This is a genomic window from Pseudoalteromonas sp. SWXJZ94C (genome assembly GCF_015864385.1).
Lineage (GTDB): Bacteria > Pseudomonadota > Gammaproteobacteria > Enterobacterales > Alteromonadaceae > Pseudoalteromonas.
In genome coordinates this window covers 35,669-62,012 of the sequence record NZ_JADYXF010000006.1, presented here as the reverse complement: position 1 = coordinate 62,012, position 26,344 = coordinate 35,669, and the positions used below count along the sequence as shown (strand labels likewise).

Below are 26,344 nucleotides of genomic sequence, written 5' to 3'. Positions count from 1 at the left end.
ATGACAAATACGTTTAACCAGGTAACTGATTCAATAAAAAATGCTTCTACATGGCAGCAAAAATATCGTGAAATAATGCTATTAGGTAAAACGTTACCCTTACTACCTGATGAATTAAAAATAGATGACGCTCTTGTGCCTGGGTGTGAAAGTAAAGTGTGGATGTTTGTGGAATTTGACTTAACTGAAAATGCGCTAGTCGTTATAGGTGATTCAGATACACGTATTGTAAAAGGTTTATTAGCGTTAATATTAGCCCTTTATAACGGTTTAACTCCTGAGCAAGTAATAAAAGTTGACGCTTATGAAGAATTTGAAAAGTTGGGGCTAATTAGCCACCTAAGCCCTTCTAGAGGGAATGGTGTAAAAGCCATAGTCGAAAAAATTAAAATCATGGCTCAACAAAAAACACTTTAATATAATCAATTAATAAAAAATCCACATCAATTCACTATTTTTTAGCACTAGCCCTAGAAAAATAGTGAATTAAAAAATAATTATTATTTAAGCTTGGTTATTTAAAGCTATACGTTGTTTTTTATCTAAATATTTACGCACTGCTTTAGCCGCTACAAAAAAACCAAAGCTACCAGTGATCATTGTTACCGATCCAAAGCCATTATTACAGTCCATGTTCATAGTACCGTCTGCACTTTGCTTGGCATGACACACACTGCCATCACTTCCTGGGTAAACCAGTTGCTCGGTTGAGTATACGCAATCGATGTTAAATTTACGCTTTGGGTTACTGCTAAAATTATATTGTTTACGAAGAATATAACGTACTTTAGCTAATAACGGGTCTTGAGTGGTTTTGGCTACATCTCCAAACGTTATTTGGCTAGGATCTGTTTGTCCGCCAGCACCGCCTGTTGTAATTATTGGTAGTTTGTTACGTTTACAGTGAGCAATTAATGCTGCTTTTTCTTTAACTGCATCAATACAATCTATTACATAATCAAAGCCTTGAATATGCTCTTGGATATTTTCAAGTGTAATAAAATCATCTATTACACTAATTTGGCAATCTGGATTTATAAGCTCACACCGTGCTTTCATTGCATCCACTTTCGCTTGACCAATAGTGCCAGTTAGCGCATGAATTTGCCTGTTTACGTTAGTGGCGCAAATATCATCCAAATCAATAAGTGTCATTTTGCCTACACCAGTACGGGCAAGTGCCTCAGCAGTCCAGCTTCCTACACCACCAATACCTACAACACAAAAATGTGCATTTTGAAGCCATTCAAACTGTTGATGACCATATAAACGTTTAATACCACCAAAACGTATATCTGTAACTTTTTCGCTCATTTACCAGTCCAGTTGCCATGGCGATAGCCATGCTTGAAAATCTTGATGTTTAATTAATGCCAAATATTCATCGCCGCTATCGGGCAATAAAGTAAATTGCAGTTGTTCACCCTGCCATAAAAAGCGCAATGCATATGCATGTAAATAGGTACGATTTGATGGCGTACCTGCATACATTGCATCACCTAAAATAGCTGAGCCAATACTTTTTAATGCCACTCTTAGTTGATGTGTTTTACCAGAGTAAGGTTTTAAAATATAACCTCTAAATCCTGGTTTATAGCTCAAAGAGTAAAATCGAGTAATTGCAGGGTTAAGCTTAGTTGTTAGTAACTTAAATGAACCGCGACGAGATTTAGCCATATCGCCTTTTATCCAGCCTTGCTTTTTTTTCGGCTTTGCATCGCTAATCGCTAAATAAAATTTATTAATTGCATGCTCAGTAAAAAGCGTTGTAAAAGTAGCGGCTGCTACTTTATTTCGGGCTAAGATAATAAGACCAGATGTTACTTTATCTAGACGATGAACCGCATAAAGCTTTTGTGATAATTGCTGCTCAGCTAAAACAACAAAACCAGGACCATCTTCAGAATGAAAATTAAGACCTGCAGGCTTTTCTAAAATATAAAAATCATTATGCGTATAAACGATTTTTAAGTGCTTGGTTTGTGTATTAATCACTTATTTTTACTTTGAATATGCGCAATAACCTTTGCTAAATCTTCAAGTGTATCTACACCAGCATGCGGACTTATTTTTGCTTGCTCTATTTTAATACTATAACCATGATAAATTACCCGTAGTTGCTCTAATGACTCAAGTAACTCAAGTGGCGATACACTCAATTCAATATACTGTTTAATAAAGCCTGCCCTGTATGCATAAATACCTACATGACGTTGAAATGAAGCTAAATCAAGTTCACTGTTCTCATTCATCATTGCATTTCTATTGAAAGGAATACTAGCGCGTGAGAAGTAAAGTGCATTTTTATTTATATCACTAACAACTTTAACCGCGTTTGGATTAAAGACTTCATCTTGCTCTTCAATAGCAACACTTAAAGTTGCCATTGGAGCTGTTGAATCATTTAAAAGATTTGCAACTTGCGATACGTTTTCTGGCGCAAGCAATGGCTCATCACCCTGAACATTAACAACAATTGTACTGCTATCAAGATTTAATAAGTCAACAACTTCAGCCAAACGTTCAGTACCAGATTGATGATCATCACGTGTCATTAAAACATCATTCGTAAATAAGCTCACAGCATCAAAAACATTTTGATGATCAGTTGCAATAACAACTTTACTGGCTCCTGATAAACATGCTTTTTCATAAACGTGCTGAATCATCGGTTTACCACAAATATCAGCAAGTGGCTTACCTGGCAAACGAGTTGATGCAAAACGTGCAGGAATTATAACTACGAATTCCACTTTTCAACCTCTTCTAAGGATAGCTCGCGTGCTTCATTTTCAAGTAAGACAGGAATATCATCTTGTACAGGGTAGGCCAGTTTAGCAGCAGTGCTAATTAGCTCGTTATTTTCTTTATCAAAACGTAATTTACCCTTGCCTACTGGGCAAGCTATTATTTCGAGTAACTTTGTATCAAAGGCCATTTAGGATCCCTTTTTCTTTTAATAATGAATTTAATTTGTTAATTACAGCATCAGTAGGTTGAGCATCAACAGGTAAATAATACCAATTAGATTTTGCGAAACCTTTACATTTTACTGCATCTTTTTCAGTCATTAGCACATTATCATCACCAAATTGAATAAAGTCGTCTGCTGTATATGCATAATGATCTCTAAAATGATGAGTCGATAATAGCGTAATCCCTTGTGCTTCTAATGAGTTTTCAAAACGCTTAGGATTACCAATCGCACTTACAGAGTGAGCCCTAGTAATTGAATTTACTAATGGTAATGAATCACTCACGGCTTTTAATGGGCTTACTTGTAATGTGTAGTGGCTAGTGTTTTTTCCGCCATTTTCAATAATTAAATCAACACTTTTCAAGCGTTTTACGGTCTCACGTAGTGGTCCTGCAGGTATTAAAAACCCGTTACCAAATCGACGTTCACTATCAACAATACAACACTCAATACTACGTGCCATTTTATAATGCTGCATACCATCGTCTGAAATAATAACGTCTAGTTTGTATTCACGCTCTAACAATTCAATATTGTGTTGTCTATTTGGACCAACAGCAATTGGGCATTTTAAACGATGATATAAAAGAACAGGTTCATCTCCGGCTTCAATAGCATCAACTTGCTCTGTTACTAATAAAGGGTAATGGTTAGCTCGCCCCCCATAACCTCTACTAATAATACCGACTGATAAACCTTGCTGAGTTAAATATTTATAAAGCCATAGTACAAATGGCGTTTTCCCATTGCCACCAACACTAATGTTACCAACAACTATAATGGGGGTTTTACTTATAAATTGTTTTAGTATTCCAACGGCGTAAAAATATTTACGCAGTACAGATATAAGCCAAAATAAAGCTGATAAAGGCAAAAGTAGTAAAGTAATAATACTAAATGGCTTATACCAACTTTGCTCTATTCTACTCACGCCTGGTCGCCAAATTGCATTTTACATAAAGCAGAATAAGTACCTTCTTTTGCAAGTAGAGCATTATGGTCGCCACTCTCTATAACACGCCCGTTATCTATAACATAAATTCGGTCACTGTTTTCAATAGTAGATAAACGATGCGCTATAACAATTGACGTTTTATTTTTCATCAAAGTTTCAAGTGCTTGCTGGATAAGCTTTTCAGATTCTGTATCGAGTGCTGATGTTGCTTCATCTAAAATTAAAATGGGTGCATCTTTGAGTATTGCACGTGCAATAGCAATACGCTGGCGTTGTCCACCCGAAAGCATCACCCCATTTTCGCCTACCATGGTATTTAATTTATCAGGAAGGTCTTTAACAAACTCCCAAACATGGGCTTGCTTAGCAACTTGTTCTAGCTTTTGAGGGCTTACATCACCTTTTATACCGTAACAAATATTGTTAGCAATAGTATCGTTAAATAAAACAACTTGTTGAGAAACTAATGCAAACTGGCGGCGTAAATCAGCTAATTTATAATCGTGCAAAGCAATACCATCAAGTAAAATTTCACTCGGTAACTCTAAGTCATAGTAACGAGGTAATAAATTAGAAATTGTTGACTTACCAGAACCAGAGCGCCCCACTAATGCAATACTTTCACCTGCTTTTATCGAAAGTGATAAATCATTTAATACAGGTTCGTTTTTAGTTGGATATTTAAAGGTAACATTTTTTATTTCAATAATACCTTTAACTTTATCAACCGCGACTGTGCCGGTATCTTTTTCTACATTTTCATCCAGTATTAAAAATATGCTTTGAGATGCAGAAATGCCACGTTGCATATCGCTATTAACATTAGCAAGTTGTTTCAGTGGACGCAGCAACATCATCATCGATGATATCAAAACCACAAAATCACCAGAGCTTATCGTATCAATCATGGAAGGCATTGATACCACCCATAAAATAACCGCCATTGCACTTGCAGCGAGTATTTGAATAATAGACACACTTAGCGCTTTGGTTGCATCCATTTTAATGCGTTGCTGGCGGTTATGATTATTAATTTTAGAAAATTTACTTATTTCTTGGTCTTGCCCACCAAACCCATGAATAACTTTATGCCCGCTCAGCATTTGTTCTGAACTACGGGTAACTTGCCCCATAGCCGATTGAATGTTTTTTGATATATGGCGAAAACGTTTAGAAACGACGGCAACAATAATAGCCACTAATGGAATAATCACTAAAAATATCAGTGACAATTTCCAGCTGGTGTAAAACATAAGAGCAAGTAAAAAGACAACAAATGCCCCTTCTCGAACAACGATTAGCAACGCTTTAGTTATTGCCTGTTGAACCTGTTCTGTATCAAAGGTAATTTTAGAAATTAAATCGCCCGTTGAGTTTTTATCATGAAAAGAAACAGGTAAATGTAAAATGTGTTCGAATAATTCTTGACGAAGAGATCGTACAACTTGTGAGCCTACATAGCTTAAACAATATGACGACATAAAGTTAAAAATACCACGCCCTATTACCAAAGCAATAACCACAAATGGGGCATATTTTAATACATCAGCATTTCTCTGATTCAGCCCTTCATCTATAAATGGCTTCATTAACTGAATAAACAAAGCATCCATACCTGAATACCCTATCATTCCTATAATAGCGACGAAGGCGACAGACTTATACGCACCAACGTAAGAAACAAGTCGTTTATAAATTTGTGTAGTACTTTGATCCATAACACTCTCTTTATACAATTACAGTCTCTATTGTATCCTCAGGGGCGATAAAACAAAACGTCAATCTTTAATAAACCAATAACTTTCCTGTTGTCTTGCAGTTATCACGCTAATATCACTACTATAAAACTTAATACTAATTTGCCCCTGCTTACCTGTACTATATTGCTTGGCATTAATTTTATTATACCGTGCTACAACTTCGTCTTTAGGAAAACCCCACTGCCCTTGATAAGCACTTGAGTGAATAACTATTTTTGGATTCACCTTATCTATAAAAGCCTTACTCGAAGAAGTATCACTACCATGATGCGGACTAAGCATTACAGTGCTTTGAAGTAAATAACCACCTTTTAGTAGTTGCGCTTCTCGTTGTTTAGAAATGTCACCCGTTAATAAAACACTGTAATTTCCATCTGATATTCTAACTACACATGAGTCATCATTTTCATTACCAAATCCAGTCGTTTTATAACTTTCAACTATTAATCCATAAAAGTTAGCTGTGATTACTTTACACACGCTTTGTAAATTATCAGGGTGAAACTGTTTAAAACTCAGTGCAAAGCCAGCATCGATAAAATGATCAACCCCACCGGCATGATCATTGTCTTCATGGCTCAAAATTGAAGTAGAGACAATTAATTTATTTGCTTGAATGTAGGGCAACAAAATACTGCGAGTTCGGCTAAAACGGTTAAAGTAACTCGGTCCAAAATCATATACTAGAGCATTTTTATCTTTTTCGAGCAGTATCATTAAACCATGACCAACATCAAAAACATGCAACTGCCAGTGAGGTTTTTCTGTCAATAAATAATTTATTAATAAGGTGCTTAATGGAATAAATGCCAACCATCTGTAAGGTAATAAATAGAATATTAAGATGGTTATATACGAAAAAACAACAAGCGAGGAACTAATTTCATCTGCGCTTATCCAACTTAAATGATCTGGAATCATTACAAGTAATTTAAATAAATAATTAAGGCTGTTATCTAATATCCATATAAGAATACTCATATCCAACACACTACTTATTAGTGTAATTATAATTAGCATGGGCATGATAATAAAAGACAATAATGGAATAGCGATTAAATTCAACACTAAACCAGCTAAACTAACACCATTAAAAAAGTAGAGTGACAATGGCATTAACCCAATAAACAAAGCTATTTGAATCAAAACTAAAGCTATAATTTTGTTTAAAAATGACGTATTTAAAACAGGGATTTTATTTACGACTATAAAAATAATAGCGACAGCTAAAAATGAAAAATACAGTCCAGGGTTTAATACATTAAAGGGGTTTATGAGCAACACAATTACAAGCGCAAATAAAATGCTGCGCCATCGCAATGGCTGTTTAGCTAAAAAATATAGCAATAAATAACAGCCTAACATAATCAATGCCCGTGTGGCTGAAACTAAAAAATCACTTAAATAGACATAAATAAAAGCGGTTACAAAACCTACAAAACTATAAATAATAGATAAATTTTTTGTCTGATTTCCTACGTAATTGATCTTTTTAAATAAAAATCGCGTTGTTATATATCCAAAACCAAAAATAAGTCCTATGTGCAACCCCGATATAGCTAGTAAGTGACTTAAACCAAGAGATTGCATTAATTGCTTATTATCAAAACTCATCAGTGATTTATCACCAGTAAGTAACGCATAATAAAGCCATTGAAGCTGCGTGTTTTTATATGTTGTTTGAATGAATTTACGGTAACCAAACACACGGCTGTGTTCTTTTTTATAAGTGATAGCTAATTGCTTATTTAAAACCTTACCTTTAAAAAATATTTTTTGAGTAAACGCATACCGCTCATTATCAAAAACATTAAAATTTTTATTACTTCGAAAAGACTTTAAATGGATTGTTGCATCAAAAGTATCACCAACTGATAGTAGTTGTTCCGAATTCACACTCAACATTGCATTCGGTGCTCTAAAATACGAATAGCTTTTGTCATCCAATGTTAATATTTTGGCTTTTATATACTGAGGCCGCTTATCTGAAATAACATCTTCAACTATCAGTTTTGTTTGATATGTGTACTTTTCATTCGAAATTTGAGCGCCGAAATCATAAAAAAAATAAAAATGTAGTGCTATACAACAAATAGAGCAAATAAAGCCTAACAATACGTTTAAAAACGGCTTAAAATAAGCGCTCACAATAAGGATAGAAATTGTGAATACTGTAAATTCAAGGGTCTGATAATAAAATACGGTTGCAATACACCCAATTACAAACCCAAGACTTATCCACACTGATGTAAATGGTTGCTTTAAATGGCTAAAAAAACGATCCAAAGATTTTTACCTAACCCAAATAAAATTAGACATCATAAATCACTAAGAATTTTTGGACATCTTTTGCAGGACGCAAATCTTTGGCACTTAAACAGACGCTCTGCACGTGGCGCTTTTGCTGTTGGGTTATTCTTTGCTTTCATCCCTGTTCCTTTTCAAATGGTTTTAGCGGCCGCTTTTGCAATTGTATTTAGAGTTAACCTTCCTATATCTGTCGCGCTAGTTTGGCTTACTAACCCCTTAACTATGCCACCTATTTTTTACGGCTCGTATCTCGTTGGTACATTAATACTAAATCAACCTGAGCAGCACTTTGTTTTTGAAGCTAGTTGGTCTTGGTTTTTAGAAAGTATAGAGACTATTGGTCCAGCATTTTTACTAGGCTCACTAGTGTGTGCTTCTATTGCTTCAATCATCGGTTATTTTGGTATTGATATAATTTGGCGACGCTCTGTTATCAAAGCGTGGTCAACACGCACTAAGTAATTAGTTTAATGTTAATTACATTCTAATTACTATAGACGAAAAAAAACCCAACTTATTAAAGTTGGGTTTTTTTATATTTATTATTTAATAATTTAAAAACGAAATATACGTCTTAAACCAACCAGTGGTAATAAAAATAATGTATACCAAGGGAAGCTTGCAGAGCTACGCTCATTTTCTTCAAGCTCAGCAACAGAACAACTATCTACTTCACCATTAGCAATAGGGGTAAGTTTTACTGCAACAGCCACACTTTCAAATTCAGTATTGCCATTAACATCGGTAACAATACCACCTAGCGTATCTCGTTTTTCAACGGTTTTTGTAGCTACACCAAAAATTTCGTTATTTTCATTAATTACTTTAGCCTCAGCCATAGTATAAGCATAACTAGTTTCACCATCAGATTCAAAACATGGTAGTAAGTCATTTAAATTGGTGATTTTATCTTCACCAATCTTATAAATAAATGCTTCTTTACGACGAGTATTATCAGAAACACCTACTTCGCCTTCACCAACAATGTAACCTTGGTTATTTATATCGTTACCATAAGAACTTGAACTCGAGAAGTAGCCTGTAGGAAAGACTGTGCTGCCAGTATTAATGTCATGATAAAAGAACTGACTTCTTTGCGTGCCTTCAATAAATTTAACTGCATAACCTGCAATAACTTCATTATCATTTATAGCTAATGATTTACCAGATATCCAATCATCTTCTTGATCAATAAAATCAATTACATTTCCATCTTTAAAATACACTGGCATAGTTATGATAGTACTATCGTTATTGTAATAACGAGTGTGAGATGAGCCAACTACAGTGCCATTTTCATTTATAGCTAGTGCAGTACTCGTGTAAGCATCGTCCTCTGTTTCATCTTCATCAGGAGCAAAAGCTAAGCCTAGAATCTCGGTAGAGTTAATATTTAAAAACTCATCCAGTTCCCATTTAACAGCTCGTTTATTAAATACGCTTGCTGATGAATTTAATAAGTTAATACAAACAGAAGTCGGTTCATCTTCGTTATCACAATTATCGTCTATGTTTTCTAATCTATCTTCTGGTATATCTATAGATACATTGCCAACAACCGTATAACCACTATTCGTTTTAATAATATCGTTTGCGCGGCTTGTACCGCCATACTCATTAAACTCTGGTACTAAAGGTACTTGTAAGCCATCGGCACTAACAACCATTCCACGTTCAATAAATTCATGAGTAAACCATGTTTCGGCATCATCTTCATCATCAGGTGTAAACAGCACTTTATCATAAGGCGCGCTACCCCAACCTACAGAGACACCATCTTCACTTACCGCATTATAAAAATTAGTGTTTGAGCGGGTTAATCCATCATAATCAACTGAAGCAACATCAAATAATGGTTGCTCAACTACGCTATCATTGTTGTAGATTACACCCACTAATGAACTTAATTTTTGATACTCAAAGTTTGATGTGATTCCTAGAGTACTACTACCTAAAAAGCTAACCATAAAATCATGAGCATCTGGGTTATTATCAACCGCATTATTATTTTCTATATCATCTAAAGTGAAAGTAATTACTTTATCACTTAACTCAAAAGCATTTTCTTCACTTGAGTAAGCACTTTCGACAACATTTTCTGTAAAGTCTATGTAGCTAATGTCGATTGGCAGATTATACAAACCATTTGCTGCACCGATCATATGCCCGCTTTCACTTACATCAGTAACGTAAGAATGTTTAGCACCTTCAAGTGTACCTAATTCAGTTAATTGGTATGTTGCACTTATTGCTGATGTACTCAGTGTTGCTAAAATACTGGCAGCGAGTAATTTATATTTCATTTTAATCCTTACTACTGATTCTGTAATTCTTCAAGTTCTTCCCAGCGCTCAAGGGCAGCTTCAAGGTCAGACTCAAGTTGTGCTAAATGGTTCAATGCTTTAGTAGTTACATCACTTTCTTGTTTAAAAAAGTCTGAATCACTAACTACAGCTTGTTGAGCTTCAATATCAGCCTCAAGTTTTTCCATTTTATTTGGTAGTTGCTCTAATTCAAGCTTTAATTTGTAAGAAAGTTTATTTGCCTTAGCTGCAGGTTTAGCTACAGGAGCGACTACTTTTTCAACCTTTTTTACTGGTTGCTGTTGAGTTTTTTTTTCTTGTTCGGCTAAGTAGTTAACATAAGCTTCGTAATCGCTGTAACCACCAACAATATCAGTAACTTTACCATTACCTTCAAATGCCCAAACACTCGAACATGTATTATCAATAAATTCACGGTCATGGCTTACTATCAACACAGTACCTTGATATTGATTAATTATATCCTCTAATAACTCTAGTGTTTCAATGTCCAAATCATTCGTAGGCTCATCGAGAACAAGAATATTAGATGGTTTTAAAAACAATTTAGCTAATAGTAATCTGTTCTTTTCACCACCAGAGAGTGCTTTAACTGGAGTTCGAGCGCGGGCTGGCGGAAATAAGAAGTCTTGTAGGTAACCTAAAACATGACGCGAGCGCCCACCCATCATTACTTCTTGTTTGCCTTCAGCAACGTTATCTTGAACAGTGGCTTCTTCATCAAGTTTTTCACGATATTGGTCAAAGTAAGCAAACTCTAAATTAACACCCTGCTTAGTCTCACCGCTGTCTGGCACTAAATCGCCAAACATTAATTTTAATAATGTTGTTTTACCAATACCATTTGGACCGACTAAGCCAATTCTGTCGCCACGCATTACAAGTGTAGAAAAGTCATCTGCAATAACTTTGTCTTTAAATGCATGACAAAGATGCTTAGCTTCAAATACTAACTTACCAGAGCGGTCAGCCGTTTCAATATTGAAATCAGTTTTACCAACTTGGTCAACACGTTGTTTACGCTCCGTACGAAGCTGTTTTAACTCACGAACTCGACCTTCATTACGGGTTCTTCGTGCTTTAACGCCTTGGCGGATCCACGTTTCTTCTTCGGCTAAACGCTTATCGAACAATGCATTTTGGCTTTCTTCTACTTTTAAATCATGGGCTTTTTGCTCTAAGTACGTAGCGTAATCACCAGGGTACGAAATAAGCTTACCACGGTCTAAATCTAAAATACGCGTAGCAACAGCACGAATAAACGCACGGTCATGCGATATAAATACGATTCCGCCTTTGAACTCTTTTAAAAATTGCTCAAGCCACATTACGCTTGCCATGTCTAAATGGTTTGTTGGCTCATCAAGTAGTAATAAATCAGGTTCACTAACGAGTGCACGTGCAAGTGCCACTTTACGTAACCAACCACCTGAAAGAGATTCTAATTTAGCTTCTGGCGTTAGTTCTAATTGTGTCAAAACTAGTTGAATACGGCTATCAAAGCGCCAGCCGTCAACCGCTTCTAATTGGTTTGATAAACGCTCAAGTTTATTTAATAACTTATCGTTACACTCTGTTTGAAGCTCATTACTTACATGATGGAAATCAATCAATAAGTTAGCAATTTCAGGCATACCTTGCGCAACATAATCAAATACAGTGCCATTTGCACCTTTTGGTGGATCTTGTTCTAAACGAGAAACTCGGATCCCACCTAGCTGATTTATTTCACCATCATCTAATACAACTTCGCCATCAAGCACTTTTAATAGAGTTGACTTACCTGCACCATTTCGACCTACAACACACACTCGTTCGCCACTTTCAATCACTGCATCTGCTTTGTTAAGTAAAGCATGAGTACCAAAGGCAAGTTGTGCTTTTAAAATTCTAATTAAATCCATAGTTCTTATTTACTCTTATTCTGTTTGCGCTAAAAATTCACGCACAGTGTGTGAGGTAAAAGGCCAAAATAATAACTCGCCTTTTTCACTTTTTAATACGGGAATACTGATTTGATACTCAGCAATAAGCTGCTCATCAGTCATAATATCAATTGGTAATAGTGTATTACTATTACCAAGTAACGGCATAATGAGTTGCTCTGCTTGCTCGCATAAATGGCAACCATCTGTGTGGTATAAAATCCACTTAGCCATGAGTGATCAACCAGCTATTATGAATTTTTTTATTACGTTTAAAATCAGGTGATAACGTTTTATCTGAAATATTAACGGCTTTTAAACCTAAACCAATTAAGCCAACCTCATCCATTACAAAGCCACGTTTGTTATTAGAAAAAATTAAGGTACCTGATGGGCTTAAAATCTTTTTAACCCACGTTAATAATTTAATATGATCGCTTTGAACGTCAAATGCATCTTTCATTCGTTTTGAATTAGAGAACGTAGGTGGATCTAAAAATATTAAATCGTACTGTGACGTTGCGTGCTCTAACCATTTTAAACAATCTGCTTGCTCAAAGCGGTATCGCGTATTATTGATATTATTTAAATCGAAGTTGTCTTGACCCCATTTTAAATAAGTTTTTGATAAATCAACGGTAGTTATTGCTTTAGCACCACCTAACGCAGCATGTACAGAGGCTGTGCCAGTGTATGCAAACAGGTTCAAAAAGCGTTTATCTTTGGCGTTGTCTTGAATATAACGTCGCATTAAACGGTGATCTAAAAATAAACCGGTGTCTAAATAATCGAATAAGTTTACTTTAAACTTAGCACCAAACTCTTCAACAACCATAGTACGGTTTTGTTTAGCCATTGCGGTGTATTGATCTTCGCCTTTTTGCTTTTTACGCACTTTTACAGCTATATTTTCTGGCGCTATTTTAAGCTGCTGAGATGTTAAGCTAATTACATCTTGTAAGCGTTTTTCAGAGGTTTTTTCATCAATTTCTTTAGGTGCTGCATATTCAAAAATAACAGCTGAATCGCCATAAATATCAACAGCAACGTTGTACTCTGGAATATCGGCTTCATAAACACGATAAGCATTAATCTCATTTTGCTTAAGCCAGTTTTTTAAACCTTGCTTGTTCTTTTTTAAACGATTAGCAAACGACGTTGAGCCTTCAAAATTAAGGGCTTTTTTATCATCTGTAGTTAAGCTTACTTGCTTATCATCTAATTGATATAAGTTAAGTTCAACATCTAATGGACCATTTTTAAACTTATAACGCTTAAGACGAACCAGTTTTAAAAGCTTAAATAAGCTTTCATCCATACCTAATAACGCAAGCTTCCAATGATTGAAATGCTTTTTGAAGCCAACACCTAAATTACGGTGTAAATCAACGAGTTCAGCCATCGAACCAATACGCTCACCGTATGGTAAGTTAGAAATAACTACACCTGGTAGTTTAGCAACAGCGGTTAGCTTAGTTGCATCGCTTTGCTTAAACTTAATAACATCATCAAGCTCAGCGCGTTTGGCATTATCAATCGCTTTTCCTAACACTTGCGCGTCATAATCATGACCAATTAACCATAATTTAGGATCAGTTATATTGGCGAGTAGCTCTTCTTTTAATTCTTGAAACTTAACAGCTCTAAAGCTAGGCAAACGCTCAAAAGCAAACCCTTCACGAAATAGCCCAGGTGCTTCGTTTCGCGCCATACCTGCGGCTTCAATTAAAATAGTACCTGCACCACAACACGGATCAAATAACGGTTGTTTTACATTATCAAGCCAGCCACTTCGTTTAATTAATGCAGCAGCTAGATGCTCTTTAATAGGCGCTTTACCTTGACCTTGGCGGTAACCACGTTCAGATAAACGCGGACCAGAGTAATCAATATACATTGATACGCCATAACGATTTAAACGAGCGACAACTCGTACGTTAGCGTCTTGTTTATCAACATTTGGGCGCTGTTCAAATAAATCATTAAAATAATCAACAATTGCATCTTTTATAACAAGACCAGAGAACTGTGTATTTTTTAGTGAGTCGTTAGTACCATTGAAATCAACTGCGAATGTTTGCGTTGGTCCAAACCATTCTTGCCAAGGTTGCGAGCGGGCAAAGTTATACAGGCTACTTTTGTCATCTACGCCTTCTTTTTCTTCAATAAGCATAAGCACACGCGTAGCAAAACGACTTGATAAACAAACCTTTTGCGCCAGTAATGAGTCAGCCTCAAAACGAACTGAACCCACAGTTTGCTTAGACACAGTTGCGCCAAGTTCTGTTAGTTCATCAACCAATAAATTTTCGATTCCGATAGAAGTAAGTGCGATAAATTGCAAAGTAATAACCCTTAATAGCTAATTGCGCAGGATTATAACATAGGTTGGCATACAAACACGCCATAAACACACGCTTATAAGGTAAATTTGGTTAGGCGGTTTGGCTTTGATATTGCTGATTTAGGATAGGATGTACACGATTATTCAAAATACGAATAACTTCAAACTGTGCTAATGATAAATTTTCATCAAGTCTGAAACTTTCACTTAAATTTAAACAAATAGACGCATCAGGGCAATGCTCTACAATTAAAAAATCACCAGACTGTACTTTAGATGTTAATTTTATAACAGCTTCAACACTTGGTTCTGAGCCAGTATATTCTTTAAAAAACCAACTTTTGGCTAAAACCGGCTTTAAGTGGTACTTCACAGCTGTTGCATTTAGCGATATTTGGCATATTTGGGCTGAATTCCAAATTTCAAACCCTGCCAAGTAATTATATGCTTGTTCATAAAATGCAGCATCTTCAATACTAAAATAAGGATTTTTAAATACAGAATCAGTTAGTTGTCTTAATTTGTAAGGAGTACATAATTGCATATCATCATTTAAATCAAGCAATAAGCGATTAGTATTAGAGCAAGTAATCCATTGCCATTGCTTAGATGCTTGTAACATATACTCCTCCTTGCTTAGTTAAATAATTTTTATAATACAATAAGCTTAGAGTATAACTGCTTTTAACCATTAGATATATGTTTACTTAGAACATTTATCGAACGATCAAAAGCTTAGATAACTGATCCTTATAAGCCGTTCAGGATCGATTTGACTAATTGTGGACCTTTATATATGAACCCAGTATAAACTTGTACCAAATCAGCGCCTGCATCCATCTTTTCTTTTGCCGATGCAGCATCATCAATACCGCCAACACCAATAATAGGAAGCTTGCCTTGAGTTAAGCGTTTTAACTCACTTACTACTTCTGTAGAGCGCATTCTTACAGGGTGTCCAGATAAACCACCTGCTTCATCTGCATATTGCTGACCAATAACAGCACTACGTTCTAAGGTCGTATTTGTTGCAATTACACCATCAATATTATTATTCAATAATGATTCACTTACTTGCTCTATTTGAATTTGATCAAGATCTGGCGCTATTTTTACGAGCATTGGTACTTGTTTATTGTGTTTTGCAATTAAATCGAGCTGTTCATTTTTCAGGCTTTGCAGTAAATCATCAAGCGCTGCACCATACTGTAAATCACGCAGACCTGGCGTATTTGGCGAGGAGATATTTACTGTAATATAAGATGCGCGTTCAAACACTTTACGCATACAGTGAATGTAATCATCTTTGCCTTGTTCGTTAGGTGTGTCTTTATTTTTACCTATATTAATGCCTAACACACCTTTATATTTTGCGGCTTTCACATTAGAAACTAAATTATCAACACCTTTATTATTAAAGCCCATTCTATTAATAATCGCATTTGACTCTGGAAGTCTGAAAATACGCGGTTTGTCATTACCTACTTGAGGTCGTGGTGTTACGGTACCGACTTCAATAAAACCAAAACCCATTTGGCTAAATGCATCTATACATTCAGCATTTTTATCAAGCCCGGCGGCAAGCCCTACTGGGTTTTTAAATTCGAGACCTAAAAAATTTACAGGTCTGTCTGCAACACTTTGCGACCATGCTACGTTTAAAGGTGTATTTGCAAAACGACGAAGATTATTAAGAGCAAATTCATGTGCCCACTCCGCATCACGGGTGAACATAAAGCGGCGAGCTAAATCATAAAACATCAATATAATCCTCTAATAAAAAATAGACAAAAAAATACCTCAGACAAGGCCGAGGTATTATATAGCAATTTTAACGATTAACTTATTATTTACGATAGAAATAATAATACATACGTTAAATTATTTAACTGGGGTATCACAGTTATGACTTAACAACATAAGTTCACGTAATGCTACTGAGAACTTAGCAAAGTCATGGCTTTGTGATGTTTTGAACTCAGCCAACATTTGTTTCCAACGTTGTAATAGCAATTCTTGGCTATCCATCCATTGATCAATTTGGCTATCAACATCAGTATCATCACCTTCAAAGCTATTTAATACAACTTCAGCGAGTGTACGTTGTTGCCAATCTAACTCTTCACGATAAGAAGAACGAGCTAATGCTTGCCAATGATTTGCTACCGGCTGCTTAGTTATTTGCTCTAAGAACCAATGTAATCCCATTCTAGCGCCTAACTTAAAGTAAGTATTCGATACCATCGAAATACTTCGCGTTGAGCTATTTGCAACTTCAGCTAAATCCATTACTGAGAACAAGCTCGATAACGAAACAATACGCTTAGCAATATCTGCTGGCACACCACTTTCTACTAACTTATTGGCCTCAACTACAATACGATCATTTTCTTTTTCAATCATATATGTATTTAAGTTATCGCTTAAGTCTTTAAACGTTGGTGCAAAAAATTCAATTCCTTGCTCAATTGTTTGTGATTTATTGCGATGACGTAAAAACCAACGTGTAGCACGGCGAACTGTACGACGAAGCTGATAAAGCATTTCGGTTTGAACAGCTGCTGGTATTTTATTATCAAGTGCGCTGATAGATGACCATGTATCGCGCATTTCAAAAATTTCACTCGCAATAGAATAACACGTCGCAATTTCAGCTTCGTTAGCGCCTGTTTCTTCATGCATACGTACCATGAAATTTAAGCCCATATCGTTAACTATGCTATTCGCTAATTTAGTTGCGATAATTTCTTTACGAAGTGGATGATTATTCATCGCGTCATTAAACTTCTCACGTAGTGGACGTGGGAATGACTTAACTAATAACTGACGATAATAAGGATTTTCTGTAATTTCATCACTTACTAACGATTCTTTTAATACCATTTTAGCGTACGAAACAAGTACAGAAAGCTCTGGTCGAGTTAAATCTTTACCTGCTGCAGCACGCTCGGCTAACTCTTCATCACTTGGAATAAATTCAATTGCACGATTTAACTTGCCTTCTTTTTCAAGCGCATGAATAAAGCGTACTTTTTCTTTAAGAGTAGAAGTGCCTTTAGATTGTGTAATTGAAATAGTATGCGTTTGACGATAACAATCTTTTAATACTAACTCAGATACTTCATCCGTCATTGAGTAAAGCAGTTCATCACGTTGTTTACGTGTTAAGTCACCTTCAGCAACCAAGCCATTAAGTAAAATCTTAATGTTAACTTCGTTATCTGAACAGGCAACGCCACCCACATTATCAATAAAGTCAGTATTAACACGACCGCCTTTAGCAGCAAATTCAATACGACCAAGTTGAGTAGCACCTAAGTTACCGCCCTCACCTATAATTTTAGCACCTAAATCTTTACCATTTATGCGAAGCGCATCGTTTGCACGATCCCCTACATCTGCATCGGTTTCTTTAGAGTTTTTAATGTATGTTCCGATACCGCCATTCCACAGTAAATCGAAGTCCATCATTAGAGATGCTTTCATTAGTTCGCTTGGCGTCATGCTTGCTTTTTTAGTGCCAAGCATTTTTTTCATTTCAGGGCTTAATGTAATTGATTTAGCCGCACGAGAGAAAACACCACCACCTGCAGAAATAAGGTCTTTATTGTAATCTTCCCAAGATGAGCGTGGCATATTAAATAAACGCTCACGTTCTGGGTAAGACGTAGCTGCATCAGGGTTCGGGTCAACAAAAATGTGCATATGGTTAAATGCAACTTGTAAACGAATATGTTTAGATAACAACATACCATTACCAAATACATCGCCTGCCATATCGCCTATAGCTACCACTGTAAAGTCAGTCGTTTGACAATCTATGTCCATTTCACGGAAATGACGTTTTACAGACTCCCACGCACCTTTAGCTGTAATACCCATTTTTTTATGGTCATAACCAACTGAACCACCCGATGCAAAAGCATCACCTAGCCAGAAGTTATATTCATTTGCTATGCCATTGGCGATATCAGAGAAAGTAGCCGTGCCTTTATCCGCTGCTACTACTAGATATGCATCATCTTCATCATGACGAACAACATCTTTAGCTGGCACTACTTCGCCGCGTTCAATGTTATCTGTAATGTCTAATAAGCCACGAATAAATATTTTATAACATTCTTGACCTTCTTTGATAAACGCTTCGCGTTCACTTGGTAGTTGTTTACATACAAAACCACCTTTTGAGCCAACTGGTACAATTACTGTATTCTTAACTTGCTGTGCTTTAACTAAGCCAAGTACTTCTGTACGGAAATCTTCACGACGGTCAGACCAGCGTAAACCACCACGCGCCACTTTACCGTAACGCAAATGCACACCTTCTACACGAGGTGAATAAACAAAAATCTCAAATGCTGGTAGCGGTAATGGCACATCAGGAATTAAGCTTGGTTGAATTTTAAATGACACATAAGACTTAAACTGACCTTCTGCATCTTTTTGGTAGTAGTTAGTACGAAGTGTTGCAACAATCATATCTACGTATAAACGTATAATACGGTCATCATCAAGGTTAGCTACATTTTCAAGCTCTAAGTAAACCTGAGTAATAAGCTTTTCAAGTGTTTTTGCACTAGCAGGCGCTTTAATTGAGAACTTTTTAGCGAATAAGTTAACTATTTGCGCTGCAATATTTGGATAATTAGCGAATGTACTTTCAATATACATTTGTGAGAAAGTAACGCCAATTTGACGCATATATTTAGCGTAAGCACGTAAAATAGAGGCTTCACGACCCGTTAAGCCGCCCATAAGTACTAAACGGTTAAATCCGTCGTTTTCTAAGCGATTGCCCCAAACATTCGTAAGCGCTGAGCGAAAACGAGCTGAAACCTTATCAAAATCAGCCATCCCTTTGCTATCAATTAGCATTGAGAAATCCATAATCCAATTAATACGACCGTCACTTGTTTTAACTGAGTACGGTGTTTCACCCACTACGCGTAAGCCAAAGTTTTCAAGCATAGGCATAACATCAGATAAGTGAATTGGCTCATCTTTATGGAATAAACTTAAACGAACAATATTGCTATTTGCTTCTTCTTGCGGACGATAGAAAAGCATCTCTAGCTTGTTTTCATCGTTAAGCATTTCTAGTTTTTCAATATCTACTACAGCAGCACTTGGTAAAACCTCATCTTTGTATGAGCGTGCAAATGCGTTGCAGTATTTACGATTTAATTCGTTACCACGTGCTTCGCCTGCTGATTCTAGTAAGGCTGATTGTAATTTATCTTCCCAAGTACGGGCAGCTTCAATTAAATTATTCTCGATATCTTTCACGTTATATTCGATATTGTTGTCGGTCACACGAACGGTATAATGAGTACGCGCTAATGTTGACTCAGAAAAATAAGTAGTAAATTCGACTTTATCGTCAGAATTAAATGCGTCACCTAAAATGTCTTGTGTTTCACGACGAAGTGCCGTGTTGTATCGCTCACGCGGTACATAAACCATACAAGAGAAAAAGCGACCATACGCATCTTTACGTACAAATAAGCGGCACATATCGCGCTCTTGTACTTGTAAAACACCCGTTGCAACTTCAAGTAATTCGCTTTCGCGTGCTTGCACTAGCTCGTCACGTGGGTATGTTTCTAAAATATTAAGTACTGCTTTGTATGCATGTGTACCTTTAGCAAAATCACACATTTCCATAATGCGATTAATTTTACTTTTAAGTACAGGCACATCTGAAGCACTATTATTGTAAAAGTTAGATGAAAACAAACCAATAAAGCGGTCTTCTCCAATCACGTTTCCTTTATCATCAAAACGTTTAATGCCAACGTAATCAATATAAGCTGGGCGATGTACACGAGAGAGTGAGTTAGTCTTCGTTAAAATAACTAAATTACTACTGCGTGCCTCTTGACGTGCCACTTCTGGCAATTCAGATAATAATCGTGAGTGCTCTTCGGTAGAGTTTTTCATTAAACCAAGGCTAGTATCCATTTTGCCTTTTAATTCATAATCACCTTGTACAGGGCTTAACTCATATTCGCGATAACCCATTAGTGTAAAGTTATCTTTAACAAGCCAATTTAAAAACTCTGCGGCTTCAGATATTTCACCGGTGTTTTTATTATGATGGCGTTTTGGCAAATCTTTACTAACAGCGATTAGCTTTTTACGGATTGGTTGCCAATCTTCTACAGCAACAGATACATCAACAAGTACCGACTCTAATTCTTTTTTGAAAGACTCAATCACAGATAAGTCTGTTTGACGGTCAATTTCAATAAAAAAGACAGCTTTAGTAGATGTTGATTCTTGTTCTGCTTTTAAATTTGATAAACCCGAAATTTTAGCGTTTTTATCACGCTGTATTTTAAGTGGGCTATGAAGTAATAAGTGAGAGGCAATATTTTCGCGAGTCATGGCCATACGCACTGAATCAACTAAAAACGGCATGTCTTTAGCTATGATTTCTACAATTGTATGTGATGACTGCCAGCCATCCTTTGCCACTTCAGGATTGAAAACGCGTATAACAGCGCTGTCAGATGTGTTTTTTTCTAGTGCATTCCAAAGACTGAGTGCAGCACCATATAAGTCACTATCGTTGCGGTTTGCCAAATCCTCTTTAGACATATTGCTGTACAAGGCTTTGGCGAATTTTTCAACGAGCAAAACATTATCAGCGTGAACTTTTTTTTGGATCAGCTTGCAGACATTATCTAGGATAACCGAGGCTTGGCCTTCTTTACGTGTCATTGTATGTTCCTTAATCTATTGCTGCTCAGGAGCAGAAATTTGTACAGCCATTTATTAGCGTGGAGTCAGCTAAATTCTAACCCTTTTGCAGCTAATAAACAGCCTTTTCGATGAAAACATTTTAAGCATTTCAGCTATTTGGTCATCTATTCACAAAACATAGATATAAATGACCATTACTGGTCATTTAGGAGCAAGATTATTCACATTATTTTTTCTGGTCAGTCCAGAGTAAGCTACCAATTGCCGGTAATAACAACACTGCACCAAGCATATTTACTAAAAACATGAACGTTAATAGTATTCCCATATCAACTTGAAATTTCAAATCAGAGAAAATCCACGTGCTTACACCAATAGCTAATGTAATACCTGTAAATAATACCGCACTACCGCGTTCAACTAACGCATTTCGATACGCAACGGAAAGTGGCACATTTTGCTTAAGCTGACTCATCATTGATGACAGTATATAAATACCATAATCAACACCAATACCTACACCAAGTGCAATAACAGGCAAAGTAGAAACCGTTAGGCCTATTTCTAATTGCACCATAAGCGCTTGTGCCAACGTTGATACAACATAAAGTGGTAATACAACCGCAATTGTTGCTTTTACACTTCTAAAACTCATTAAGCATAAAATAATAACGGCGCCATAAACGTAAAGCATCATTGGTATTTGTGCATCAGAAACCGACTCGTTAGTAGCAGCCATTACACCAACCGGACCAGAAGCTAACTTAAAGGCAATTTTATCTGTCCCTTCTTCTAGGGCAAACTGCTTAACACTTTCAATAACACGGTCAATAGTTTGTGCTTTGTGGTCATCTAAAAAGATAATCACTGGCATTACAGAACAATCACCATTGAGTAAACCAGTACTGGTTTCTACTCGAGCAGTTGATTGTACTAAGCTGGCTGAATTACGCGGTAAACTTTGCCATTTAAGATTACCTTCGTTATAACCCGCATTTACCGACTGTGCTACAGAGCTTAAACTAACCGCCGATTGCACTCCCACTACATTTTCTACTTTGTATTGAAAACGGCTAATATGTTCCATTACATCGTGTTCAGTACACGCTGCAGGATAAGCCTCAACAATCACTTTTAAAATATCAGATGAAATAGTGTATTTGTCAGATATTAAAAAAGTATCTTGATTATAACGTGCATCTTGATGAAGCGAAGGCGCGCCTGCATGTAAATCACCAATACGCATTTTGTCTGCTTGCCAATAACCTAATGCAAATAATACTAAGGTAAAGCCTATAATCATTTTGGCAACTTTAGGATCGGTTGCCTTGACAAGTAAGTCTCTTATTTTATCCAGCATGTTTGGCTTTTCTGCATCACCAGACTGAATATGTACACTGTTTTCAAAGCGCATGTAAGATGCCCAAACAGGTAGCAATATTAAATTGGTGAAAATAATAACCGCCACACCTAAGCTTGCTGTTATGGCAAGTTCACGGATTATGCCAATATCAATAGTTAGTAATGTTAAAAAGCCGACCGTGTCTGAAAGCAGTGCAATACCGCCTGGTATTAATAAAGCTCTAAAGCTCGATTGACAACAAATACGCGTACTTTTCCCTTCCCCTACTTTTTTACCAATCGCATTGATCATCTGCACACCATGGCTTACACCAATAGCAAACACCAAAAACGGTACCAAAATAGACATAGGATCAAGACCAAAACCTAAGCTAGAAAGCAATCCTAATTGCCAAACAACGGCAATAATAGAACACGCTATAGGTAAAATAGTCAGTTTTAAACTACCGCAAAATAACCAAACCATAATAAAAGTAAAGGCAATAGCAATCGCAAAAAATACAATAACGCCTTTTGCTCCTTCTGCTATATCGCCAGCCATTTTTGCAAAACCAATAATATGAATACTTACTTTATCAGTACTTAAAGGCTCTCTTAATTCACTTTCTAGTTTTTGTGCAAAAGATAGCGTATCTAGTTTTTGTTGTGTTTGCGGATCAGTTTCTAAAAGCTGTGCTGTTACCATTGCACACGAATAGTCACTGGCAATCATTCGCCCTACTACTTTGGCTTTTTCTATGTTCTCTTTAACAACCCCTAAACCACGCGTATCTGCTTTAAAGTTTGCAGGGATAATAGGACCACCGGCAAAACCATCTTCAACAACTTCAACAAAACGGGCGCTTGGTGAAAATATCGAATTTACTAAAGGACGGTTAACCCCTGGAATAAAATAAAGCTGATCGTGAACGGCTTTTAACTGTGTAAAAAATTCAGGGTTAAATATATTACCACTGTCGTCGCACACCGAGATTAAAATGCTGTTTGCGCCACCAAATTGCTTTTCGTGCTTGGTGTATACTTTCATGTACTCGTGATTTAGTGGAATATTTTTATTGAACGAAGCATCAAGTTGAATTTGCGTCGCTTTAAATACCAGTAAACACGTTATAAGTGCAAAACTTATAAGCATAATTAAACGATGTCTAAAAATCGCTTTTTCTATTAAATCTAAAATTTTATGCATTAAGGGGTCAACTCCTTCACTTTAATGCCATCTTCTGTTGCCATGATTAATTTATTATCCATAATCACACCATCAAGAATCGCTTTACCATCAGCCAGTTGCTCGTGAGTAAGCAATCCGTCTTTTAAATGAAAAATAACACCACTGTTTGCCAGCATTAACCATTGTTCGTTATTATAATTAATGATGCTGTTAACGGTTGCTGTTTTAACATTTTCTAAATGCTGCCAATCTTGCTCATTGCGTTGCTTGGTAAACACATTGCCACGTAAGCCTGCAACAACCTCTTGTGTATCATCAGAATTAAAACCAAAAAATGAACCTGGGTATATTTCTTCAATTCTTTGCCAAGTAATACCATTGTCAGTACTTCGAGCCATTAAACCCATTTCGCCTACGAGTATAAGCCCATCATTTGTATTCTCTATGCGGTTAAAATGAGGCAAAATGGAGGCTGTTTCAGCTTCATATCCTTGTGGGTCATTCTCTTTTAAATCGTTCAAGTAGTCTTGGTCTTCACTAAAGAGTAAAGAGTCTAAAAAACGTTTTTGCCAATGCTTACCGCCATCAGAGGTTTGGTAAAACATCCCATAAGCACCTACCATGAAACCATTTAAGTCATCTTCAAAAAGAATATCTAGGCATGGTTTATCTAACTCTGGTAACGCTTGTTGTAATTGCCAATTAACACCACCATCAGTAGTGTTAATAATGGTTGCATCGTGCCCGCATGCCCAGCCATTATTTTCATTGCTAAAATCTACCGCAGTCAATAATACTTGTGTTGGTACCAATTGAGCTTGTTGCCAACTTGCACCATCACTGCTTTTAATTACTGTGCCATGCTTACCAACAGCAATAATGTTGCTACCCGCTTTTGTTATATCTGTTAATAGGGTTTTGTCTGCGTGGGTTACGTTAATTGCATTTTTAGGAGCATCTTGTGCAACACTCGCACCGCTTATAATCAGGCTGGCATATACCAAATACTTCATAAATTTTAATCGCCTTGAACTGAAGGATTGTTTGTCTTTATTACTCGGGAAGGTCCAGCGCGTGAAAAAGACAAACGCGATGAGAAAGGAGAAAGGCATCTAACATATTAGCTAGATGCCTACTTTATAACTATCTACCAGCGCGACGCAATGCGCTTGATGTAAACTCGTTATCGTTAAACGATTGTGAAAAATCGTACATTTTTTCTTGGTTATCTAAACCAATTGCTAAATAACGGCGAGAATTCAAATCATGATAAACTTCTAATGTGCTCCACTGGGTAGGCACTTCGTAATAGTTAAGACCATAAGCCATTGCTACGCGATAAAGTTGATCACGGTTATCATAAATATCTGTAACCTGAACTTGCCAGCTATCTTCATCGATGTAAAACACACGTTTTTTATAGATATGACGTGTATCATCTTTTAAGTTAGCTTCAACAACCCAAACACGGTGTTTTTCGTAACGTGTATGTTCTGGGTTTATATGCCCAGGCATTAAAATATCATCGTACTCTAGCTTATCACTATGAAGTTTATAGCTGTTGTAAGGTATATATAACTCTTGCTTACCCTTTAGTGTCCAGTTATAGCGATTAGGCGAGCCATTAAACATGTCAAAATCGTCAGTAGTACGTAAGCTATCTGCTGCGGTACCTGGTGCATCGTATGCAACATTAGGTGCACGTCGAACGCGGCGTTGTCCTGAGTTATAAGTCCATGCTTGGCGCGGCGTTAATATTTGATCCATTGTTTCATGAACTAATAATGCAGTACCCGCTAAACGAGCTGGCTCTGTAACGCTTTGTTTAAACTTAAACAAAATATTTGAATCTTGCAGCTCTGCTGGTGTTGCACTAGGGTCTGAATATTTAACCAGTAACTGCTCATCAAAACCTACATAGTTATAAGTACCTGATGCCGTTGGTGCTGCTTGACCACCAAAACGTTCAATAGACTGCCCGCGATAACGTAGCAAATGATTCCAAATAGCCTCTAGCCCTGTTTTAGGAATAGGAAATGGAATACCAATTGCTGTATTTTTAATTCCGTTTCCGCCTTCAACTAGTTCAGCTGTTGCTGCAAACTGTTTCGTAGCATCATAAACAAATTGAGGAAAAGAAGCAGAACGGCGAGTTTCGTATACTGGCATTTTAAATGTATCTGGATACGCTTCAAATAATGCAATTTGCCCTGGGCTTAAGTTTGCCTTGTACTTATCAATATTACTTTTATCAATAGTAAAAAGCACTTTATCGGCAGTAAATGGGTCTAGGTGGTGCATCCCAGGCTCATAGCCAGCAGGTGCAGTTGTAATACCATTATTCCAAGCAGGAATAGATCCATCTGCATTAGCTGCTTTTTCTGCGCCAAGTGGTGTTAAGTCTTTACCTAAGTGAGCAACTTCTTCAGCGCTCAATTTTGCTAAAGCTGCGCTGCTTGCAAACAAACTACAAAAAGCTGTAGCAATGAGGGTAGGTTTATTAATCATAGTAAT

At 36.6% G+C, this 26,344-nt stretch carries 19 protein-coding genes; 2 read left to right on the top strand and 17 right to left on the bottom strand.

Going from position 1 to position 26,344, the window contains the following annotated elements; all coding sequences use genetic code 11:
• On the top strand, positions 1-417 hold the full coding sequence (locus I6F65_RS03860; protein WP_024612630.1) for a SufE family protein: 417 nt from the start codon (positions 1-3) through the stop codon (positions 415-417).
• Positions 418-504: 87 nt separating this feature from the next.
• Here I6F65_RS03860 and tcdA read toward each other — a convergent pair whose 3' ends face one another.
• The 7 genes from tcdA to I6F65_RS03825 are packed head-to-tail and all read right to left on the bottom strand — an operon-like array spanning position 505 to position 7,978.
• A complete protein-coding gene (gene tcdA / locus I6F65_RS03855) occupies positions 505-1,314 on the bottom strand; it encodes a tRNA cyclic N6-threonylcarbamoyladenosine(37) synthase TcdA (protein WP_024612629.1) in 810 nt (269 codons plus the stop codon).
• A complete protein-coding gene (locus I6F65_RS03850) occupies positions 1,315-1,995 on the bottom strand; it encodes a TIGR01621 family pseudouridine synthase (protein ID WP_024612628.1) in 681 nt (226 codons plus the stop codon).
• Positions 1,992-2,753: a 3-deoxy-manno-octulosonate cytidylyltransferase gene (kdsB, locus tag I6F65_RS03845; RefSeq protein ID WP_166109132.1), complete on the bottom strand. Its 762-nt coding sequence runs from the start codon at positions 2,751-2,753 to the stop codon at positions 1,992-1,994. The genes I6F65_RS03850 and kdsB overlap by 4 nt, the downstream gene beginning before the upstream one ends.
• Entirely contained in the window at positions 2,741-2,938 is a 198-nt protein-coding gene (locus I6F65_RS03840; protein ID WP_024612626.1) for a Trm112 family protein, read from the bottom strand. Before I6F65_RS03840 ends, kdsB begins: the two co-directional genes overlap by 13 nt.
• On the bottom strand, positions 2,928-3,908 hold the full coding sequence (lpxK, locus tag I6F65_RS03835) for a tetraacyldisaccharide 4'-kinase (RefSeq protein ID WP_197111628.1): 981 nt from the start codon (positions 3,906-3,908) through the stop codon (positions 2,928-2,930). The genes I6F65_RS03840 and lpxK overlap by 11 nt, the downstream gene beginning before the upstream one ends.
• Complete coding sequence (gene msbA, locus I6F65_RS03830; protein WP_166109134.1) at positions 3,905-5,650, bottom strand: lipid A export permease/ATP-binding protein MsbA; 1,746 nt, start codon at positions 5,648-5,650, stop codon at positions 3,905-3,907. The genes lpxK and msbA overlap by 4 nt, the downstream gene beginning before the upstream one ends.
• Before the next feature lie 60 nt (positions 5,651-5,710).
• Positions 5,711-7,978 (bottom strand): DNA internalization-related competence protein ComEC/Rec2, encoded by a 2,268-nt coding sequence (locus I6F65_RS03825; protein ID WP_166109135.1) that lies wholly within the window; start codon positions 7,976-7,978, stop codon positions 5,711-5,713.
• Between I6F65_RS03825 and I6F65_RS03820 the strand changes: the two genes are divergently transcribed.
• A complete protein-coding gene (locus I6F65_RS03820; RefSeq protein ID WP_024609834.1) occupies positions 7,958-8,464 on the top strand; it encodes a DUF2062 domain-containing protein in 507 nt (168 codons plus the stop codon). The two genes, I6F65_RS03825 and I6F65_RS03820, sit on opposite strands and share 21 nt — an antisense overlap.
• A 92-nt stretch (positions 8,465-8,556) precedes the next feature.
• Here I6F65_RS03820 and I6F65_RS03815 read toward each other — a convergent pair whose 3' ends face one another.
• The 10 genes from I6F65_RS03815 to I6F65_RS03770 all read right to left on the bottom strand — a co-directional run bounded on the left by I6F65_RS03815 (position 8,557) and on the right by I6F65_RS03770 (position 26,338).
• Positions 8,557-10,305, bottom strand: a complete 1,749-nt coding sequence (locus I6F65_RS03815; protein WP_197111626.1) for a DUF3466 family protein — start codon at positions 10,303-10,305, stop codon at positions 8,557-8,559.
• An 11-nt stretch (positions 10,306-10,316) separates the two neighbouring features.
• Complete coding sequence (locus I6F65_RS03810; RefSeq protein ID WP_197111623.1) at positions 10,317-12,230, bottom strand: ABC transporter ATP-binding protein; 1,914 nt, start codon at positions 12,228-12,230, stop codon at positions 10,317-10,319.
• A gap of 15 nt (positions 12,231-12,245) precedes the next feature.
• On the bottom strand, positions 12,246-12,485 hold the full coding sequence (locus I6F65_RS03805; protein ID WP_197111621.1) for a glutaredoxin family protein: 240 nt from the start codon (positions 12,483-12,485) through the stop codon (positions 12,246-12,248).
• Positions 12,478-14,595 (bottom strand): bifunctional 23S rRNA (guanine(2069)-N(7))-methyltransferase RlmK/23S rRNA (guanine(2445)-N(2))-methyltransferase RlmL, encoded by a 2,118-nt coding sequence (gene rlmKL, locus I6F65_RS03800; protein ID WP_166109137.1) that lies wholly within the window; start codon positions 14,593-14,595, stop codon positions 12,478-12,480. Before rlmKL ends, I6F65_RS03805 begins: the two co-directional genes overlap by 8 nt.
• Positions 14,596-14,686: 91 nt before the next feature.
• A complete protein-coding gene (locus tag I6F65_RS03795) occupies positions 14,687-15,217 on the bottom strand; it encodes a cell division protein ZapC domain-containing protein (RefSeq protein ID WP_197111619.1) in 531 nt (176 codons plus the stop codon).
• 128 nt (positions 15,218-15,345) lie between these two features.
• Positions 15,346-16,356: a quinone-dependent dihydroorotate dehydrogenase gene (gene pyrD, locus I6F65_RS03790; protein ID WP_166109138.1), complete on the bottom strand. Its 1,011-nt coding sequence runs from the start codon at positions 16,354-16,356 to the stop codon at positions 15,346-15,348.
• A 120-nt stretch (positions 16,357-16,476) separates the two neighbouring features.
• Positions 16,477-21,318: an NAD-glutamate dehydrogenase gene (locus I6F65_RS03785; RefSeq protein WP_024609840.1), complete on the bottom strand. Its 4,842-nt coding sequence runs from the start codon at positions 21,316-21,318 to the stop codon at positions 16,477-16,479.
• 208 nt (positions 21,319-21,526) lie between these two features.
• The gene (locus I6F65_RS03780) at positions 21,527-23,848 is read right to left on the bottom strand and encodes an RND family transporter (protein ID WP_197111618.1); all 2,322 of its coding nucleotides are present in this window, start codon (positions 23,846-23,848) and stop codon (positions 21,527-21,529) included.
• The gene (locus I6F65_RS03775) at positions 23,848-24,843 is read right to left on the bottom strand and encodes a YCF48-related protein (protein WP_197111616.1); all 996 of its coding nucleotides are present in this window, start codon (positions 24,841-24,843) and stop codon (positions 23,848-23,850) included. The genes I6F65_RS03780 and I6F65_RS03775 overlap by 1 nt, the downstream gene beginning before the upstream one ends.
• Before the next feature lie 130 nt (positions 24,844-24,973).
• A complete protein-coding gene (locus tag I6F65_RS03770; protein WP_166109141.1) occupies positions 24,974-26,338 on the bottom strand; it encodes a DUF1329 domain-containing protein in 1,365 nt (454 codons plus the stop codon).
• Between the last annotated feature and the right edge of the window lie 6 nt (positions 26,339-26,344).

What these genes read in the sequence shown, in the direction of transcription:
- tcdA (WP_024612629.1), bottom strand. Translation starts at nt 1,314, where the DNA reads ATGAGCGAAAAAGTTACAGATATACGTTTTGGTGGTATTAAACGTTTA.
- I6F65_RS03805 (WP_197111621.1), bottom strand. Translation starts at nt 12,485, where the DNA reads ATGGCTAAGTGGATTTTATACCACACAGATGGTTGCCATTTATGCGAG.
- I6F65_RS03815 (WP_197111626.1), bottom strand. Translation starts at nt 10,305, where the DNA reads ATGAAATATAAATTACTCGCTGCCAGTATTTTAGCAACACTGAGTACA.
- I6F65_RS03770 (WP_166109141.1), bottom strand. Translation starts at nt 26,338, where the DNA reads ATGATTAATAAACCTACCCTCATTGCTACAGCTTTTTGTAGTTTGTTT.
- pyrD (WP_166109138.1), bottom strand. Translation starts at nt 16,356, where the DNA reads ATGTTTTATGATTTAGCTCGCCGCTTTATGTTCACCCGTGATGCGGAG.
- I6F65_RS03795 (WP_197111619.1), bottom strand. Translation starts at nt 15,217, where the DNA reads ATGTTACAAGCATCTAAGCAATGGCAATGGATTACTTGCTCTAATACT.
- msbA (WP_166109134.1), bottom strand. Translation starts at nt 5,650, where the DNA reads ATGGATCAAAGTACTACACAAATTTATAAACGACTTGTTTCTTACGTT.
- I6F65_RS03820 (WP_024609834.1), top strand. Translation starts at nt 7,958, where the DNA reads ATGGCTAAAAAAACGATCCAAAGATTTTTACCTAACCCAAATAAAATT.
- I6F65_RS03780 (WP_197111618.1), bottom strand. Translation starts at nt 23,848, where the DNA reads ATGCATAAAATTTTAGATTTAATAGAAAAAGCGATTTTTAGACATCGT.
- I6F65_RS03840 (WP_024612626.1), bottom strand. Translation starts at nt 2,938, where the DNA reads ATGGCCTTTGATACAAAGTTACTCGAAATAATAGCTTGCCCAGTAGGC.
- I6F65_RS03775 (WP_197111616.1), bottom strand. Translation starts at nt 24,843, where the DNA reads ATGAAGTATTTGGTATATGCCAGCCTGATTATAAGCGGTGCGAGTGTT.
- I6F65_RS03810 (WP_197111623.1), bottom strand. Translation starts at nt 12,230, where the DNA reads ATGGATTTAATTAGAATTTTAAAAGCACAACTTGCCTTTGGTACTCAT.
- I6F65_RS03860 (WP_024612630.1), top strand. Translation starts at nt 1, where the DNA reads ATGACAAATACGTTTAACCAGGTAACTGATTCAATAAAAAATGCTTCT.
- I6F65_RS03785 (WP_024609840.1), bottom strand. Translation starts at nt 21,318, where the DNA reads ATGACACGTAAAGAAGGCCAAGCCTCGGTTATCCTAGATAATGTCTGC.